This is a genomic window from Pseudomonas fluorescens (genome assembly GCF_001648775.1).
In the GTDB taxonomy this organism is placed as follows: domain Bacteria; phylum Pseudomonadota; class Gammaproteobacteria; order Pseudomonadales; family Pseudomonadaceae; genus Aquipseudomonas; species Aquipseudomonas fluorescens_M.
Genome location: NZ_LVEJ01000028.1, coordinates 269,302 through 283,203 on the forward strand (window position 1 = coordinate 269,302; position 13,902 = coordinate 283,203).

General features: G+C 59.3%; 17 protein-coding genes. 1 reads left to right on the plus strand and 16 read right to left on the minus strand.

The window, feature by feature from the left end; all coding sequences use genetic code 11:
* Positions 1-147: 147 nt before the first annotated feature.
* The 13 genes from A8O26_RS25070 to A8O26_RS25130 all read right to left on the minus strand — a co-directional run bounded on the left by A8O26_RS25070 (position 148) and on the right by A8O26_RS25130 (position 10,331).
* Entirely contained in the window at positions 148-939 is a 792-nt protein-coding gene (locus A8O26_RS25070) for a TatD family hydrolase (RefSeq protein ID WP_064120367.1), read from the minus strand.
* 15 nt (positions 940-954) lie between these two features.
* Positions 955-1,311, minus strand: coding sequence for a PilZ domain-containing protein (locus tag A8O26_RS25075; protein ID WP_064120368.1), 357 nt, complete (start codon positions 1,309-1,311; stop codon positions 955-957).
* Positions 1,312-1,353: 42 nt separating this feature from the next.
* A complete protein-coding gene (locus A8O26_RS25080; RefSeq protein WP_064120369.1) occupies positions 1,354-2,337 on the minus strand; it encodes a DNA polymerase III subunit delta' in 984 nt (327 codons plus the stop codon).
* On the minus strand, positions 2,330-2,962 hold the full coding sequence (tmk, locus tag A8O26_RS25085) for a dTMP kinase (protein ID WP_064120370.1): 633 nt from the start codon (positions 2,960-2,962) through the stop codon (positions 2,330-2,332). The genes A8O26_RS25080 and tmk overlap by 8 nt, the downstream gene beginning before the upstream one ends.
* Before the next feature lie 19 nt (positions 2,963-2,981).
* Positions 2,982-4,163, minus strand: a complete 1,182-nt coding sequence (gene mltG / locus A8O26_RS25090) for an endolytic transglycosylase MltG (protein ID WP_064120371.1) — start codon at positions 4,161-4,163, stop codon at positions 2,982-2,984.
* A gap of 3 nt (positions 4,164-4,166) precedes the next feature.
* The gene (gene pabC, locus A8O26_RS25095; protein ID WP_064120372.1) at positions 4,167-4,982 is read right to left on the minus strand and encodes an aminodeoxychorismate lyase; all 816 of its coding nucleotides are present in this window, start codon (positions 4,980-4,982) and stop codon (positions 4,167-4,169) included.
* Positions 4,982-6,226 carry a beta-ketoacyl-ACP synthase II gene (fabF, locus tag A8O26_RS25100; RefSeq protein WP_064120373.1) on the minus strand — a complete coding sequence of 415 codons (1,245 nt, stop codon included), beginning with the start codon at positions 6,224-6,226 and terminating at the stop codon, positions 4,982-4,984. The genes pabC and fabF overlap by 1 nt, the downstream gene beginning before the upstream one ends.
* Positions 6,227-6,337: 111 nt before the next feature.
* Positions 6,338-6,574 (minus strand): acyl carrier protein, encoded by a 237-nt coding sequence (gene acpP / locus A8O26_RS25105; RefSeq protein WP_003175607.1) that lies wholly within the window; start codon positions 6,572-6,574, stop codon positions 6,338-6,340.
* A 196-nt stretch (positions 6,575-6,770) separates the two neighbouring features.
* Positions 6,771-7,514 (minus strand): 3-oxoacyl-ACP reductase FabG, encoded by a 744-nt coding sequence (gene fabG, locus A8O26_RS25110; protein ID WP_034155354.1) that lies wholly within the window; start codon positions 7,512-7,514, stop codon positions 6,771-6,773.
* 16 nt (positions 7,515-7,530) lie between these two features.
* A complete protein-coding gene (gene fabD, locus A8O26_RS25115) occupies positions 7,531-8,469 on the minus strand; it encodes an ACP S-malonyltransferase (RefSeq protein WP_064120374.1) in 939 nt (312 codons plus the stop codon).
* Between the two features lie 123 nt (positions 8,470-8,592).
* Positions 8,593-9,603: a phosphate acyltransferase PlsX gene (gene plsX / locus A8O26_RS25120; RefSeq protein WP_081265257.1), complete on the minus strand. Its 1,011-nt coding sequence runs from the start codon at positions 9,601-9,603 to the stop codon at positions 8,593-8,595.
* Positions 9,604-9,607: 4 nt separating this feature from the next.
* Positions 9,608-9,790, minus strand: a complete 183-nt coding sequence (gene rpmF / locus A8O26_RS25125; protein ID WP_003179396.1) for a 50S ribosomal protein L32 — start codon at positions 9,788-9,790, stop codon at positions 9,608-9,610.
* 13 nt (positions 9,791-9,803) lie between these two features.
* Positions 9,804-10,331, minus strand: coding sequence for a YceD family protein (locus A8O26_RS25130; RefSeq protein ID WP_064120376.1), 528 nt, complete (start codon positions 10,329-10,331; stop codon positions 9,804-9,806).
* A gap of 105 nt (positions 10,332-10,436) precedes the next feature.
* Here A8O26_RS25130 and A8O26_RS25135 point away from each other — a divergent pair, with 105 nt between their 5' ends.
* Positions 10,437-11,015, plus strand: a complete 579-nt coding sequence (locus A8O26_RS25135) for a Maf family protein (protein WP_064120377.1) — start codon at positions 10,437-10,439, stop codon at positions 11,013-11,015.
* A gap of 48 nt (positions 11,016-11,063) precedes the next feature.
* Here A8O26_RS25135 and sppA read toward each other — a convergent pair whose 3' ends face one another.
* Genes sppA through rluC form a run of 3 tightly spaced genes read right to left on the minus strand, consistent with a single transcriptional unit; the run spans position 11,064 to position 13,686 of the window.
* Complete coding sequence (gene sppA, locus A8O26_RS25140) at positions 11,064-12,053, minus strand: signal peptide peptidase SppA (RefSeq protein ID WP_064120378.1); 990 nt, start codon at positions 12,051-12,053, stop codon at positions 11,064-11,066.
* 24 nt (positions 12,054-12,077) lie between these two features.
* The gene (locus tag A8O26_RS25145; RefSeq protein WP_064120379.1) at positions 12,078-12,740 is read right to left on the minus strand and encodes an HAD-IA family hydrolase; all 663 of its coding nucleotides are present in this window, start codon (positions 12,738-12,740) and stop codon (positions 12,078-12,080) included.
* Entirely contained in the window at positions 12,727-13,686 is a 960-nt protein-coding gene (gene rluC / locus A8O26_RS25150; RefSeq protein WP_034155359.1) for a 23S rRNA pseudouridine(955/2504/2580) synthase RluC, read from the minus strand. The genes A8O26_RS25145 and rluC overlap by 14 nt, the downstream gene beginning before the upstream one ends.
* Between the last annotated feature and the right edge of the window lie 216 nt (positions 13,687-13,902).

Below are 13,902 nucleotides of genomic sequence, written 5' to 3' on the forward strand. Positions count from 1 at the left end.
TACTTGAACTGTCGGGCGACATCTCCCCCAAGTGTCGCGCCGATAAAGGTACCAAGGGACCGCGTGCCTTTGTTTTACTCCTAATGGTCTTAACCCGGATTCACCCCCCAGAACCCGGGTTTTTTTTGCCTGCGATTTGGCGAGTGCTTACAGGGCAGATTTAACACTGGCCAGCGGGAACAGACGCTTGAAGTTCTCAGTCGTCTGCTCGGCAAAACGTTCGTAATTCTCACCGCGCAACATCGCCAGGAATTCCGCCACCTCGCGCACGTACTGCGGCAGATTGGGCTTGCCGCGATAAGGGATCGGCGCCAGATACGGCGAGTCGGTTTCCACCAGCAGGCGATCGGCCGGGACCTTGCTCGCGACATCGCGCAGAGCATCAGCATTGCGGAACGTGACGATGCCGGACAGGGAAATGTAATAGCCCATGTCCAGCGCGGCTTTGGCCATGTCCCAGTCTTCGGTGAAGCAATGCAGCACACCGGCCTGCGGCAACGCCGCTTCGCGTAGCAATTCAAGGGTATCGGCACGCGCGCCACGGGTGTGGATGATTACCGGTTTGCCGGTCTGCTGCGCCGCTTGCAGGTGCAGACGAAACGATGCCTGCTGCAGCTCGGCGGCTTCCGGCTCGTAGTGATAATCGAGGCCGGTTTCGCCGATCGCCACCACTTTCGGGTGATTGAGCTCGTGCAGCAGCCAGTCCAGCGCAGGGGCCGCGCCCGGCTGCACGTCCAGCGGATGCACACCCACCGAACAATCGACGTCGTCGTAACGTTCAGCCAGCGCTTTGACGTCGGCGGCGTTGTCGGCACTCACGCCGATGCACAGAAAGTGCCCTACTCCGCGCTGCCGGGCGGCATCGAGTGCGGCATCCAGCGAGCCATCATGGGCGGCGAGGTCGAGGCGATCGAGGTGACAATGGGAATCTACGAGCATAAAAAAGACGGCTACTTACATCGTATGAGTGGGACGGTCGGATTTCAGGGCTCCGGCCAGATGGGTTTCGATGCGACTGCGCGCGGTGTTGTCGCCATCGTTGAACTGCACACCTACACCGGCGGCACGATTGCCTTGTGCCCCTTTCGGGGTGATCCAGGTGACTTTACCGGCCACCGGAATTTTCTCCGCCTCGTCCATCAGATTGAGCAGCATGAACACCTCGTCGCCCAACTTGTAACTCTTGTTGGTCGGGATGAACAAGCCACCGTTCTTGATGAACGGCATGTAGGCGGCGTAGAGCACCGACTTGTCCTTGATCGTCAGGGACAAAATACCGTTGCGTGGCCCCGGGCTGACAGATTCATTCATGCTCACCTCCACTGCTGATATTCAGAGTCTAGGTACACATTGTTATCTTTGACCAGGCAATCCTGCCCATTGCACCAACAACGCCTCCAGCAGCAAGGCCGGATTGAGGTTGGCCTTGCTCATGACTTTCTGGCGCTGCGCCAGTATCCAGTCCTGAATCTCGAGGACTTTGCCCTGCGCGCTTTTCTGCGCCAGATACTGCACAACCTTGCGCATGTCGGTCAGACCCAGGCCTGCCTCATCCTGAGTCAATTGATAACGCAGGATCAGGCTCGACCAGTCGCAGAACCAGTCGAACAGACGCAGCATCGGAATGCTTTTCCATTCTTCGGCCAGTTGCGTCGGTGATTGCTGCTGCTTGAGCAGTTTCTTCACGCCTTCAACCACTTGCGCGCGTTGCTCACGCACGCCTTGAGATTGCAGGCTGACCGCCATCAACGGCGAACCGGCGGCCAACGTCAGCAACTCGACGCGCTCGTCTTCGGAACAGTCCGGCAGTGCCTGCGCCAGCCATTGCAGGCTCATCGCCTCGCCCGGCAGCGGACAGGCCTGCTGCACGCAGCGGCTTTTGATCGTCGGCAGCAAGCGACTGGTCTGATGGCTCACCAACAGCAACACGGTATCGCCGGACGGCTCTTCCAGGCTTTTCAGCAAGGCGTTGGCGGCGTTGATGTTCATCGACTCGACCGGCTCGATCAGCACCACTTTGCGCCCGCCAAGCTGCGCGGTCTGCACCACGAAACTGACCAGATCACGCACCTGATCGACCTTGATCGCCTTATCGGCTTCTTCCGGTTCGAGAATGTAATTATCAGGGTGGCTGCCGGCCTTGAGCAGCAGGCAGGATTTGCACTCGCCGCACGCTTGCGGGGTCGGACGCTGACACAACAGACTCGCCATCAAGCGCTCGGCCAGCGCGCGCTTGCCAATGCCGGCCGGGCCATGCAACAGATAGGCGTGCGCGTGCTGTTTGCGCCCGGCCAGTTGCTGCCAGAGGCTGTCCTGCCACGGATAGGCCTCAGCCACGGGCCAGCTCCAGCAAATTCGGAATCAGGGTATCCAGCGACTGCTGAACCTTGGCCAATGGCTGGCCAGCGTCGATGCGCACATAGCGCGCAGGATCAGCTTCGGCGCGCTTGAGGAATGCGTTGCGCACGGCCTCGAAAAACGCCCGGCCTTCCAGTTCGAAGCGATCAAGACGACCACGAGCACTGGCGCGGGCCAGGCCGATTTCCACCGGCAGATCGAAAATCAATGTCAGGTCCGGACGCAGATCGCCCTGGACAAAGCTTTCCAGCGTGGCGATGCGCTCCAGCGACAGACCGCGGCCGCCGCCCTGATAGGCGTAAGTCGAATCGGTGAAGCGGTCACACAGCACCACCGCACCACGGGCCAGCGCCGGACGAATCACCTCGGCCAAGTGTTGTGCGCGCGCGGCGAACACCAGCAACAGCTCGGCGTCCGGATTCATGACTTCGTCGGCCGGGGCCAGCAATACGTCGCGAATCCGCTCGGCCAGCGGCGTGCCGCCAGGCTCGCGGGTCAGCACCACTTCGATACCGGCGGCGCGCAGGCGCTCGGCGAGGTATTCGCGGTTGGTGCTCTTGCCGGCGCCTTCCGGGCCTTCCAGAGTAATAAACAAGCCAGTCACAGGCAGTCCTTAATCAAAGTCATTGCGCGTTTTGCGGGGCGGTGGCTTCCGGGGCCGGGGCCGGCGCAGGTTCCTGAGGGGGAACTGGCGGCAGTGCTTCCGGCGCGGTATCCGGTGATGCCGCAGGAATCGCCTCTTGCGTCGCAGGAGCCGTTTCAGGCGTTACCGCCGGCGCAGGGCTGGAACGGTAATCCGCGCGGCGCTTGAGCTGATACTCACGCACCGCATTGTTATGCGCATCCAGATCATCAGAGAACACATGGCTGCCGTCGCCACGCGCAACGAAGTACAGGCTCGTGCCTTCCACCGGGTTCAGCGCCGCGTGAATCGCTTCACGCCCGACCATCGCAATCGGTGTCGGTGGCAGGCCCGGGATCACGTAAGTGTTATACGCCGTTGGCTCTTTCAAATGCGCGCGGGTCAACTTGCCGGTGTAGCGATCACCCAGACCATAGATGACGGTCGGATCGGTCTGCAGTTGCATGCCCAACGCCATTCGACGCACGAAGACGCCGGCAATCTGCCCGCGCTCCTGCGGCACGCCGGTCTCTTTCTCAACCAGCGAAGCCATGATCAACGCTTGATAAGGTTCGGTGTACGGCACATCGGCAGAACGGCTTTCCCATTCTTTGGCGAGGACTTCATCGAGACGATCAAAGGCTTTCTTCAGCAACTCGGCATCAGACATGCCGCGCACGAATCGGTAGGTATCGGGGAAGAAACGGCCTTCCGGGAACAAACCTTTATGACCAATTTTGGCCATGACGTCACTGTCGCTCAAACCGTTGAGGGTCTGCTCGATCTTCTCGTCTTTGGCCAATGCGGCGCGCACCTGATGGAAGTTCCAGCCCTCGACCAGCGTCAGGCTGTACTGCACCACTTCGCCACGCTTCCACAAGTCGATCAGACCATTGACGGTCATGCCCGGTTGCATGCGGTATTCGCCGCTATGGATGGGCGTGCCGGCGAGATTGAAACGCCAGTAAACCCGCAACCAGAACGCGTCCTTGATGACGCCATCGGTTTCCAGTGAAAGGAAAGTACGGGTCGGTGTAGAGCCTTTCGGCACATCCAGCAGCTCTTCCTGCGTGATGTTCAGTGGCTGTTCCAATGCACTGTGAATCTTCCAGGCGCTGGCGCCCATCAACAGCCCTGCCAGAACCAGTCCGGTTTCCAGCAGCAGCAAAAGTTTACGTCTCACGAATCAGGCATCCAGTAGGGCGCGGGCAATGGTTTGCAGTTTACGGGTGAGCGGGCCAACCGGCCAGCTCAGTGCAGCGTAGGCGCGTACCGGCCAGACGCCATAAACGCTGTTGCAGAGAAACACTTCATCGGCCCATTGCAGCTGTTCGAGGCTGATGTCGGCGATTTGCGTGGGGATGGCCAGCGACTCGGCCTGAAACAATATTTCGGCGCGCATCACACCGGCGACACCACAGCGCTTCAGATCCGGCGTGATCAACACACCGTCGCGCAGCAGAAACAGATTGCTGAACACCCCTTCGATCACCCGACCAGCCTGGTCGAGCATCAAGCCTTCGGCATGTTCGCTGTCCTGCCATTCGGCGCGGGCGAGAACCTGTTCCAGTCGATTGAGGTGTTTGAGTCCAGCCAGTAAAGGCTGTTTGGACAGTCGCGTGTTACACGGAAACAGGCGAACGCCTTGCTCGGCATGAACAGGCGGATAAGTCGCCGCAGGATTGCCTTGCAGAATGCGTCGGCCCGGCGCCGCCGGGTCGGGCGCATAACCGCGCAAACCGTCGCCACGGCTGAGGATGAGCTTAAGCACGCCCTCGCCCATCGCTGCTGCATAACTCAGCAGCTCATGGCGAATCAGCTCGATATCGGCCGCGATGGCCAGACGCGAGCAGCCATCGGCCAATCGCGTCAGGTGCCGATCCAGCAGGATCGGCTGGCCTCGGTGCACAGCGATGGTCTCGAACAGACCATCGCCGTAAGCCAGGCCGCGATCTTTCAGCGACAGACTGTCAGCCGGTTGACCGTCGACCCAGCAGTCCATCAGCCTGCGAACCGGCGGAATGCCAGGGTGCCGTTGGTACCACCAAACCCGAAGGAGTTGGACAGCACGACATCGATGTCCATGTTGCGCGCGGTGTGCGGCACGAAATCGAGATCGCAGCCCTCATCCGGCTCATCCAGGTTGATGGTCGGCGGTGCTACCTGGCTGTTGATCGCCAGCACGCTGAAGATCGCCTCGACCGCGCCCGCCGCACCCAACAGGTGACCGGTCATGGACTTGGTCGAGCTGACGGCGAGTTTGTAGGCGTGCTCACCGAACACCGACTTGATCGCATTGGCTTCGGCAAGGTCGCCGGCCGGAGTCGAAGTGCCGTGGGCGTTGATGTACTGCACTTGATCGACGTTGATCTTCGCATCGCGCAGCGCATTGGTGATGCAGCGTGCAGCACCGGCGCCGTCGGCGGGTGGCGAGGTCATGTGGAACGCATCGCCACTGGTGCCGAAACCGATCAGCTCGGCGTAGATGGTCGCGCCGCGTGCCTTGGCGTGCTCCAACTCTTCGAGAACCAGTGCACCGGCACCGTCGGACAGGACGAAGCCATCACGGCCCTTGTCCCATGGACGGCTGGCGCGAGTCGGCTCGTCGTTGCGGGTCGACAGCGCACGGGATGCGCCGAAGCCGCCCATGCCCAGACCACACGCGGCCATTTCGGCACCGCCGGCAATCATCACGTCGGCTTCGTCGTACATGATGTTGCGCGCCGCCATGCCGATACAGTGCGTACCCGTGGTGCACGCCGTGGCGATGGCGTAGTTAGGTCCCTGTGCACCCAGGTGGATGGACAGGAAACCGGAAATCATATTGATGATCGAGCCTGGCACGAAGAATGGCGAGATTCGACGCGGGCCCGTCTCATGCAGGGTACGACTGGTTTCTTCGATGTTGGTCAGACCGCCGATACCCGAACCCATGGCCACGCCAATGCGTTCACGGTTGGCGTCGGTGACTTCCAGACCGGCGTTGCGTACGGCTTGAAAGCCGGCAGCGAGACCGTACTGAATGAACAGGTCGAGCTTGCGCGCTTCCTTGACCGACAGGTATTCCTCGACATTGAAGCCCTTTACCGAGCCGCCAAAGCGGGTGGAATAGGCAGAAAGGTCGGTGTGTTCGATCAGACCAATGCCACTGCGGCCAGCCAGAATGCCCTGCCAACTGCTCGGCACATCCGTGCCCAGTGGCGACAACATACCCATACCGGTGACTACGACGCGTCTACGCGACACAGCACTCTCCTTTTTCAAATGACGACGACTTTGCATCAGGCCTAAAGAAAAAACCGCACGCCATGATGGCAGTGCGGTTTTTCCATGACAGCAAACAACGATTACAAACTATTACGCCTGGTGGCTAGTAACGTAGTCGATTGCAGCTTGTACAGTAGTGATCTTCTCAGCTTCTTCGTCAGGGATTTCGGTCTCGAATTCCTCTTCCAGAGCCATCACCAGCTCAACGGTGTCAAGGGAGTCGGCACCCAGGTCTTCTACGAAGGAAGCAGTGTTAACCACTTCTTCTTCTTTAACACCCAGTTGCTCGGCAACGATTTTCTTGACGCGCTCTTCGATGGTGCTCATACCTTGTTTTCACTCCTAATGGACAAATTCAGGCAGCTGGCCAGTGGGTAAGTGTATAGAAAGACTTTTCAGTTTTTCAACTGAAAGCTTCACTCCTCAAACCCTGCAGCCCTCTGCCTATAAATAGATTGCAGCTTTATAACGGATTTTAGACAGCTCGTATGACATTTTTTTGAAGCAATCCGTCACATTTTACTTACATGTACATCCCACCGTTCACCGGGATTGTAGCCCCAGTGACGTATGCCGCACCGTCGGATGCAAGAAAAGCGACCACAGACGCGATCTCTTGAGCTTGTCCCAGACGACCCAGCGGAATCTGCGTCTGCAAGGCTTCACGCTGTGCTTCAGGCAGCTCGCGCGTCATGTCGGTGTCGATGAACCCTGGGGTTACCGAGTTGACCGTAATCGAACGCGAACCGACTTCACGCGCCATCGCACGGCTGAAACCTTCCAGACCGGCCTTGGCGGCTGCATAGTTTACTTGGCCAGCGTTGCCCATGGCACCCACCACCGAGCCAATACTGATAATTCGCCCCCAACGCGCCTTGGTCATGCCGCGCAGAACGCCCTTGGACAGGCGATACAGACTGTTCAGGTTGGTATCGATCACGTCGTACCACTCGTCGTCTTTCATGCGCATCATCAGGTTATCGCGGGTGATGCCGGCATTATTGACCAGGATCGCCACTGGCGCACCAAACTGCTCCTGAATGCCCGCCAGCACAGCACTGACCGATTCATCGCTGGTAACGTTGAGCTCAAAACCTGCGCCCTGAATACCGTTTTCCTTCAGGGTTGCAGCGATACGCTCAGCGCCCGAAGCGGAAGTCGCGGTGCCAATGACGATGGCGCCCTGACGACCCAGCTCCAGTGCGATAGCCTGGCCGATACCGCGGCTTGCACCGGTGACCAGTGCAACTTTACCTTGCAGACTCATGCAAGTTTCTCCTGATTCAGGCTTGCGCTGCGCGAGCGGCAGCGAAAGCGTCTGGGGTATTGAGGTTGGAAGTCGCCACGCCTTCGGCGCAGCGCTTGTTCAGACCGGCCAGGACTTTGCCCGGGCCGCATTCGACCAGATTGGTCGCGCCTTTGGCAGCGAGAGTCTGTACCGACTCGACCCAGCGCACTGGCTTGTACAGTTGTTCGAGCAGATCACGCTTGAGGGTTTCCAGATCGGCTGGCACTTGCGCGCTGACGTTCTGTACCACCGGGATCTGCGGCGCCTGCCAGTCGATGGCGGCGATGGATTCGGCAAAACGCTCGGCAGCCGGACGCATCAGTTCACAGTGCGAAGGCACGCTCACTGGCAATGGCATGGCGCGCTTGGCACCACGGGCCTTGCAGCCTTCAATGGCGCGCTCGACAGCAGCCTTGGCGCCGGCGATCACTACCTGACCCGGCGAGTTGAAGTTGACCGCACTGACCACCTCGCCTTGCGCAGCTTCTGCACAGGCTGCCAGCACGTCAGCGTCTTCCAGACCGAGAATGGCGGCCATGCCACCCTGCCCGGCCGGCACCGCTTCCTGCATCAGTTGACCACGGCGCTCAACGAGCTTCACCGCGTCAGCCAGCGCCAGGCTGCCAGCGGCAACCAGCGCGCTGTATTCGCCCAGGCTGTGACCGGCGACAAAGGCCGGACGCGCGCCGCCTTCAGCCAGCCACAGACGCCACAGGGCGATCGAAGCGGTCAGAATGGCCGGTTGGGTTTTATCGGTTTGATTGAGCAGCTCCTCCGGGCCCTGCTGGGTCAATGCCCACAGGTCATAGCCCAGAGCCGCAGAGGCTTCTTTGAAAGTTTCGAGGATCAACGGATATTCCGCGCCCAGCTCGGCCAGCATGCCGAGGGACTGCGAACCCTGTCCTGGAAAGACGAATGCGAGGGAAGCAGACATGTAACAAGCCCCTAATGATCTTGTCGTCGGAGAATGACGCCCCACTGGGGGACGCAAGAAACTGACAGTTGGATGGCCCTTTGAACCGGGCGGTCACATTTAAGCATTGTCCGACGAAAACGCCTAAGACAACAAATCCTCCAGACGACCGTGGAGGCGTTCGGGCAAGTTCTCTTGAATCTCGATCAGCGCACGCTGGATCGCACTCTGAAAGCCCTGAACCCCGGCCGAACCGTGACTTTTCACGACGATGCCCTGCAACCCGAGAAAGCTTGCGCCATTATGTCGCGCCGGCGCCAGGTCAGCCTGCAAGCGCTTCATCAGCGGCAATGCCAAGGCGCCGACCGCACGGGAAGCGACGTTCTTTTTGAACAGCGCCTCGATGCGCGCGGCAATCATCGTCGCCAGCCCTTCGCTGGACTTGAGCAGGATGTTGCCGACAAAGCCGTCACAGACCACCACATCCGCTTCGCCGCGATACAGACCATCGCCTTCGACAAAACCGATGTAGTTGATGCCTCGGGCCGCCTGCAACAACGTCGCCGCCAGTTTGACCTGCTGGTTACCCTTGATGTCTTCAGTACCGATGTTCAACAGCGCAACACGCGGACGGACAATCCCCAGCGTTTGCGCCGCCACTGAGCCCATCACCGCAAATTGCAGCAGATGCTCGGCACTGCAATCGACGTTGGCGCCCAGATCGAGCAACTGGCAATAGCCCTTCTGCGTCGGAATCGCCGCCACCATCGCCGGGCGATCGATACCCGGCAAGGTCTTCAAGACGAATCGCGACAACGCCATCAACGCACCGGTATTGCCAGCACTGACACAGGCCTGCGCCTTGCCATCACGCACCAGCTCAAGGGCAACACGCATCGACGAGTCCGGCTTGCCACGCAAGGCCTGGGTCGGTTTTTCGTCCATGGTGATGACTTCGCTGGCCGCAACAATAGTCAGGCGCGCGCGATCGGCAGCCGATTGGCCATGGATCAATTCTTCAAGAAGGGTGGGTTGACCGACGAGGGTCAGGTGCAGCGAGGGCGTAGCAGAAAGGCAAGCAAGGCTGGCCTGAACAATGCTGCGGGGACCGAAGTCCCCGCCCATTGCGTCAATCGCGATGACTTGAGCGGACAAGTGATTACTCGTCAGCGCCCTTGTCGATCACTTTACGGCCACGGTATACGCCTTCTGGCGATACGTGGTGACGCAGGTGAACTTCACCAGTGGTTTTTTCTACAGACAGGGTGCTAGCCTCGAGAGCGTCGTGCGAACGGCGCATGTCACGGGCAGAGCGGGATTTTTTGTTCTGCTGAACAGCCATAATTGATTAACTCCTAAACGTTTGGGTCACGCTTTAACTGCGCCAATACACTGAACGGGTTGGACCGCGTTGACTCGTCCTCGCTCGGTTCGGGCTCATCGAGACCCGCCGGCTGCTGGCATTCTTCCGGATGATGAGCAGGCACAATGGGCAAGGCGAGCAGAAGCTCCTCCTCGATCAGTGACTGCAGATCCAATGGATCTTCGCCCAGTTCCAGCACGTCATAACCTTTCGGCAACGACTGGGTATTCGCACCCTCTTTCACCACAGCATAACTGCATTCGCTGTGGATCGGCAGGGTGACCAGCTCAAGACAACGCTGGCAAACCATTTTGACTTCGGTGTCGATAAAGCTGTGGATCACCACAGATTTACGTTCATCTCGTTCAAAAACGAATTTCGCCTGCACCGTACCGACATTGTCGGAAAGCGGGTCGCAGAGTCTCTCCAAATCGGCCAGCAGCATTTCACCTTGAAGGGTGGTGCCACGATCAGCCAATTTGCGCGGGTCAACGTGAGATGGAATCGGGTCATTCAACATAGGCGCAGCATTATAGGGATGCACCCACCCATGTCAAAGGAAATTGTGCCCTGTCCGTCACTTGCGTGCATCCGCTAGAATTCGCACCTGCCTCAGGAGACGCGAATGCTGCCTTTATTACTCGCCTCAAGCTCGACCTATCGTCGCGAATTGCTCGCCCGTCTGCACCTGCCGTTCGTCTGCTCCTCGCCGGATATCGATGAAAGCCATCGTTCGGGCGAGTCAGCCATCGAGCTGGTCAAACGCCTCGCCGAACAAAAAGCCCGGGCGCTGGCCGACAGCCACCCCGCTCATCTGATTATCGGCTCGGACCAGGTTGCGGTGCTCGATGAACAGATCATCGGCAAGCCGCACACCTTCGAGAAGGCCCGCGAGCAACTGATGGCTGCCAGCGGCGCCAGCGTGACATTCCTGACCGGTCTGGCGCTGCTCAACAGCCAGACCGGCCAGTGCCAAGTCGACTGCGTGCCGTTCACCGTACACATGCGCCAGCTCGATCAGGCGCGCGTCGAGCGCTATCTGCGCATCGAGCAGCCCTATGACTGCGCAGGCAGCTTCAAGGCCGAGGGACTGGGCGTGAGCCTGTTTCAATCCACCGCGGGCCCTGACGCCACCAGCCTGATCGGCCTGCCGCTGATTCGCCTGATCGACATGCTGCTGGCGGAAGGCGTGCAAATCCCCTGACCTACAAAAAACCGGCCATCGAGGCCGGTTTTTTTATGCAGCGAGCGCTTAGCGCAACGAAGGCCCGTGGAAACCCATCCACATCGCCAACTGCTCAGCCACGCTGGCACCCAGCTTCTTCGAGAAGCGATCGAACGGCGATTCCTGAACGGTGAAGTCGACCAGCTCTTTCTCGCCAATCACATCACGCGCCACCGAACTGGCATTGCCCAGCCCGTCGATCAAACCCAGCGGCAACGCCTGCTCACCCGACCAGACCAGCCCGGAGAACAGCTCCGGATGCTCTTTGTCTTTCAGGCGATCGCCACGCCCCTGCTTGACGCTGTTGATGAACTGCTTGTGCGTGGTATCCAGCACGCTCTGCCAGAACGCCGTTTCTTCGGGCTTCTGCGGCTGGAACGGATCGAGGAACGACTTGTGCTCGCCCGAGGTGTACGTACGACGCTCGACACCCAGCTTCTCCATGGTGCCGACAAAGCCGTAACCGGCCGCCGTCACACCAATGGAACCCACCAGACTCGCCTTGTCGGCGTAGATCTGATCCGCGGCACTGGCGATGTAATAAGCACCGGACGCACCCAGATCGGAAATCACCGCGTACAGCTTGATCTCCGGATGCAGGCCACGCAGGCGCTTGATCTCGTCATACACATAACCGGACTGCACCGGACTGCCGCCAGGGCTGTTGATCCGCAGGATCACACCCTTGACCTTCTTGTCCTCAAACGCTGCGCGCAGGCTCCCGACAATATTGTCGGCACTGGCCGGTTCCTTGTCGGCGATCATGCCAGTGACGTCGATCAGCGCGGTGTAGTTCGGGCCGCGCGTTGCGCTCTTTTCCATGTCCATTAACGGCGTGAACAGGATCAGTGCGACGAACAGATAAACAAACGTCAGCAGCTTGAAGAAGATCCCCCAACGTCGTGAACGACGCTGCTCCTGCACGCCGGCGAGCAGCGTTTTTTCCAACAGCTTCCAGCTTTTCTGATCACCGTCGTCGGCACTTGCCTTGGCCGGTGCTTTCCATTCGTCGGTCATGCCATCCACCCCAGCAAAAACGTATTAAGCCTGCTGCGCGAGCCAGGCATGCAATTCACAAAAACGGTCAATCGACAGGCGCGGTCCGTACTGCTGCAGCGATTCGATCGATTGCGCGCCATAACTGACCGCCACCGAATCCATCCCCGCATTGCGCGCCATCAGCAGATCGAAGGACGAGTCGCCGACCATCAGCGCTTGTTCGGCACGCACACCGCAATGCGCAAGGATCTGCTCCAGCATCAGAGGGTGTGGCTTGCTGGCAGTTTCATCGGCAGCGCGAGTGATATCGAAATACGCCTCCCAGCCATTGGCCTTGAGCACCCGATCGAGCCCACGACGATTCTTGCCTGTCGCGACGGCCAGGTGATAACCCTGCTCACGAAAGGACGCCATCGACTCGACGACGCCTTCGAATAAAGGCGAAGGCACGGCTTCTGCGGCGATGTAGTGGTCAGCGTAATACTCGCGAAACAAGGTCATTTCGGCATCGCTGATCTCGGGATACAGCGTGCGAATCGCCTCGGGCAAGCCCAGACCGATAATGCCTTTGACGGCAAAGTCATCGCGCAACTCGAAACCGGAACGCCCGGACGCCGAGTGCATCGCCTCGACAATCCGATGAATGGAGTCGGCCAGCGTGCCGTCCCAATCGAAAATCAGCAGCTTGTAATCAGATGGGCGCACTCAATCGCTCCACGGTCTTGGCCCACATTTCATCGACCGGCGCCTGCAAGGTCAGCTTGCCGCCATCGGGCAGCGGCACGGTCAGCATGTAAGCGTGCAGGAACAGGCGTTTACCGCCCAGGTCGCGGATTTCCTTGGTGAAATCCTCGTCGCCATACTTGCTGTCGCCCGCAATGCAATGGCCAGCATGCAGGGTGTGTACGCGAATCTGGTGGGTGCGACCGGTAACCGGTTTCGCCTCGACCATGGTGGCGAAATCACCGAAGCGGCGCAGCACCTTGAACATCGTCAGGGCTTCCTTGCCTTCATCGTTGACTTCAACCATGCGCTCGCCGGAACGCAAATTGCTCTTGAGCAATGGCGCACTGACTTTCTTGATCGAAGTTGCCCAGTTGCCACGCACCAGCGCCATGTAGCGCTTGTCGACGCCATCGCCGCGCAATTGCTCATGCAAGTGACGCAACATGCTGCGCTTCTTGGCGATCATCAGCAGGCCGGAAGTGTCTCGGTCGAGACGGTGCACCAGTTCCAGCTCCTTGGCATCAGGACGCAACTGACGAAAGGCTTCGATCACACCGAAATTCAAGCCGCTGCCACCGTGAACTGCAATGCCGGCGGGCTTGTTGATCACGATCAGGGCTTTGTCTTCGAAGACAATCGAGGCTTCCAGGCGCTGCAACAGGCCCTGGGCCAGCGGCACCGGCTCGTCACGCTCAGGCACGCGAACCGGCGGCACGCGCACGATATCGCCGGCCTGCAGCTTGTATTCGGGCTTGATCCGACCTTTGTTCACACGCACTTCGCCTTTGCGCAAAATGCGGTAAATCAAGGTCTTGGGCACGCCTTTGAGCCGGGCGAGGAGAAAATTGTCGATTCGTTGGCCGGCATACTCCGGCGAGACTTCAAGCAATTGAACGCCTGGAGTCGAAGGGGCAGTAGTTGTCATGCCGCGGATGATAACAATTTTTATGGAATTGAAGCACTTAATCATTGCTGCTATAGTCGCGAACGCCGCCAAAAGCGGCCTGGACAGAGGAACCACGGTCAAAAACCGGCCCTGACCAACGCAATTCACCAGGACGCGAGGCCGTCCTACGGGGCTTTCGCTACGTAACGGTGGAGTTTGCAGTTGTAACAAGCGCAGGTGACATGAGGCCTGAAT

Coding starts and splice junctions, on each gene's coding strand:
- A8O26_RS25075 (WP_064120368.1), bottom strand. CDS start 1,311: ATGAATGAATCTGTCAGCCCGGGGCCACGCAACGGTATTTTGTCCCTG.
- fabG (WP_034155354.1), bottom strand. CDS start 7,514: ATGAGTCTGCAAGGTAAAGTTGCACTGGTCACCGGTGCAAGCCGCGGT.
- rluC (WP_034155359.1), bottom strand. CDS start 13,686: ATGACAACTACTGCCCCTTCGACTCCAGGCGTTCAATTGCTTGAAGTC.
- A8O26_RS25130 (WP_064120376.1), bottom strand. CDS start 10,331: ATGTTGAATGACCCGATTCCATCTCACGTTGACCCGCGCAAATTGGCT.
- A8O26_RS25070 (WP_064120367.1), bottom strand. CDS start 939: ATGCTCGTAGATTCCCATTGTCACCTCGATCGCCTCGACCTCGCCGCC.
- fabD (WP_064120374.1), bottom strand. CDS start 8,469: ATGTCTGCTTCCCTCGCATTCGTCTTTCCAGGACAGGGTTCGCAGTCC.
- A8O26_RS25135 (WP_064120377.1), top strand. CDS start 10,437: ATGCTGCCTTTATTACTCGCCTCAAGCTCGACCTATCGTCGCGAATTG.
- sppA (WP_064120378.1), bottom strand. CDS start 12,053: ATGACCGACGAATGGAAAGCACCGGCCAAGGCAAGTGCCGACGACGGT.
- acpP (WP_003175607.1), bottom strand. CDS start 6,574: ATGAGCACCATCGAAGAGCGCGTCAAGAAAATCGTTGCCGAGCAACTG.
- rpmF (WP_003179396.1), bottom strand. CDS start 9,790: ATGGCTGTTCAGCAGAACAAAAAATCCCGCTCTGCCCGTGACATGCGC.
- pabC (WP_064120372.1), bottom strand. CDS start 4,982: ATGGACTGCTGGGTCGACGGTCAACCGGCTGACAGTCTGTCGCTGAAA.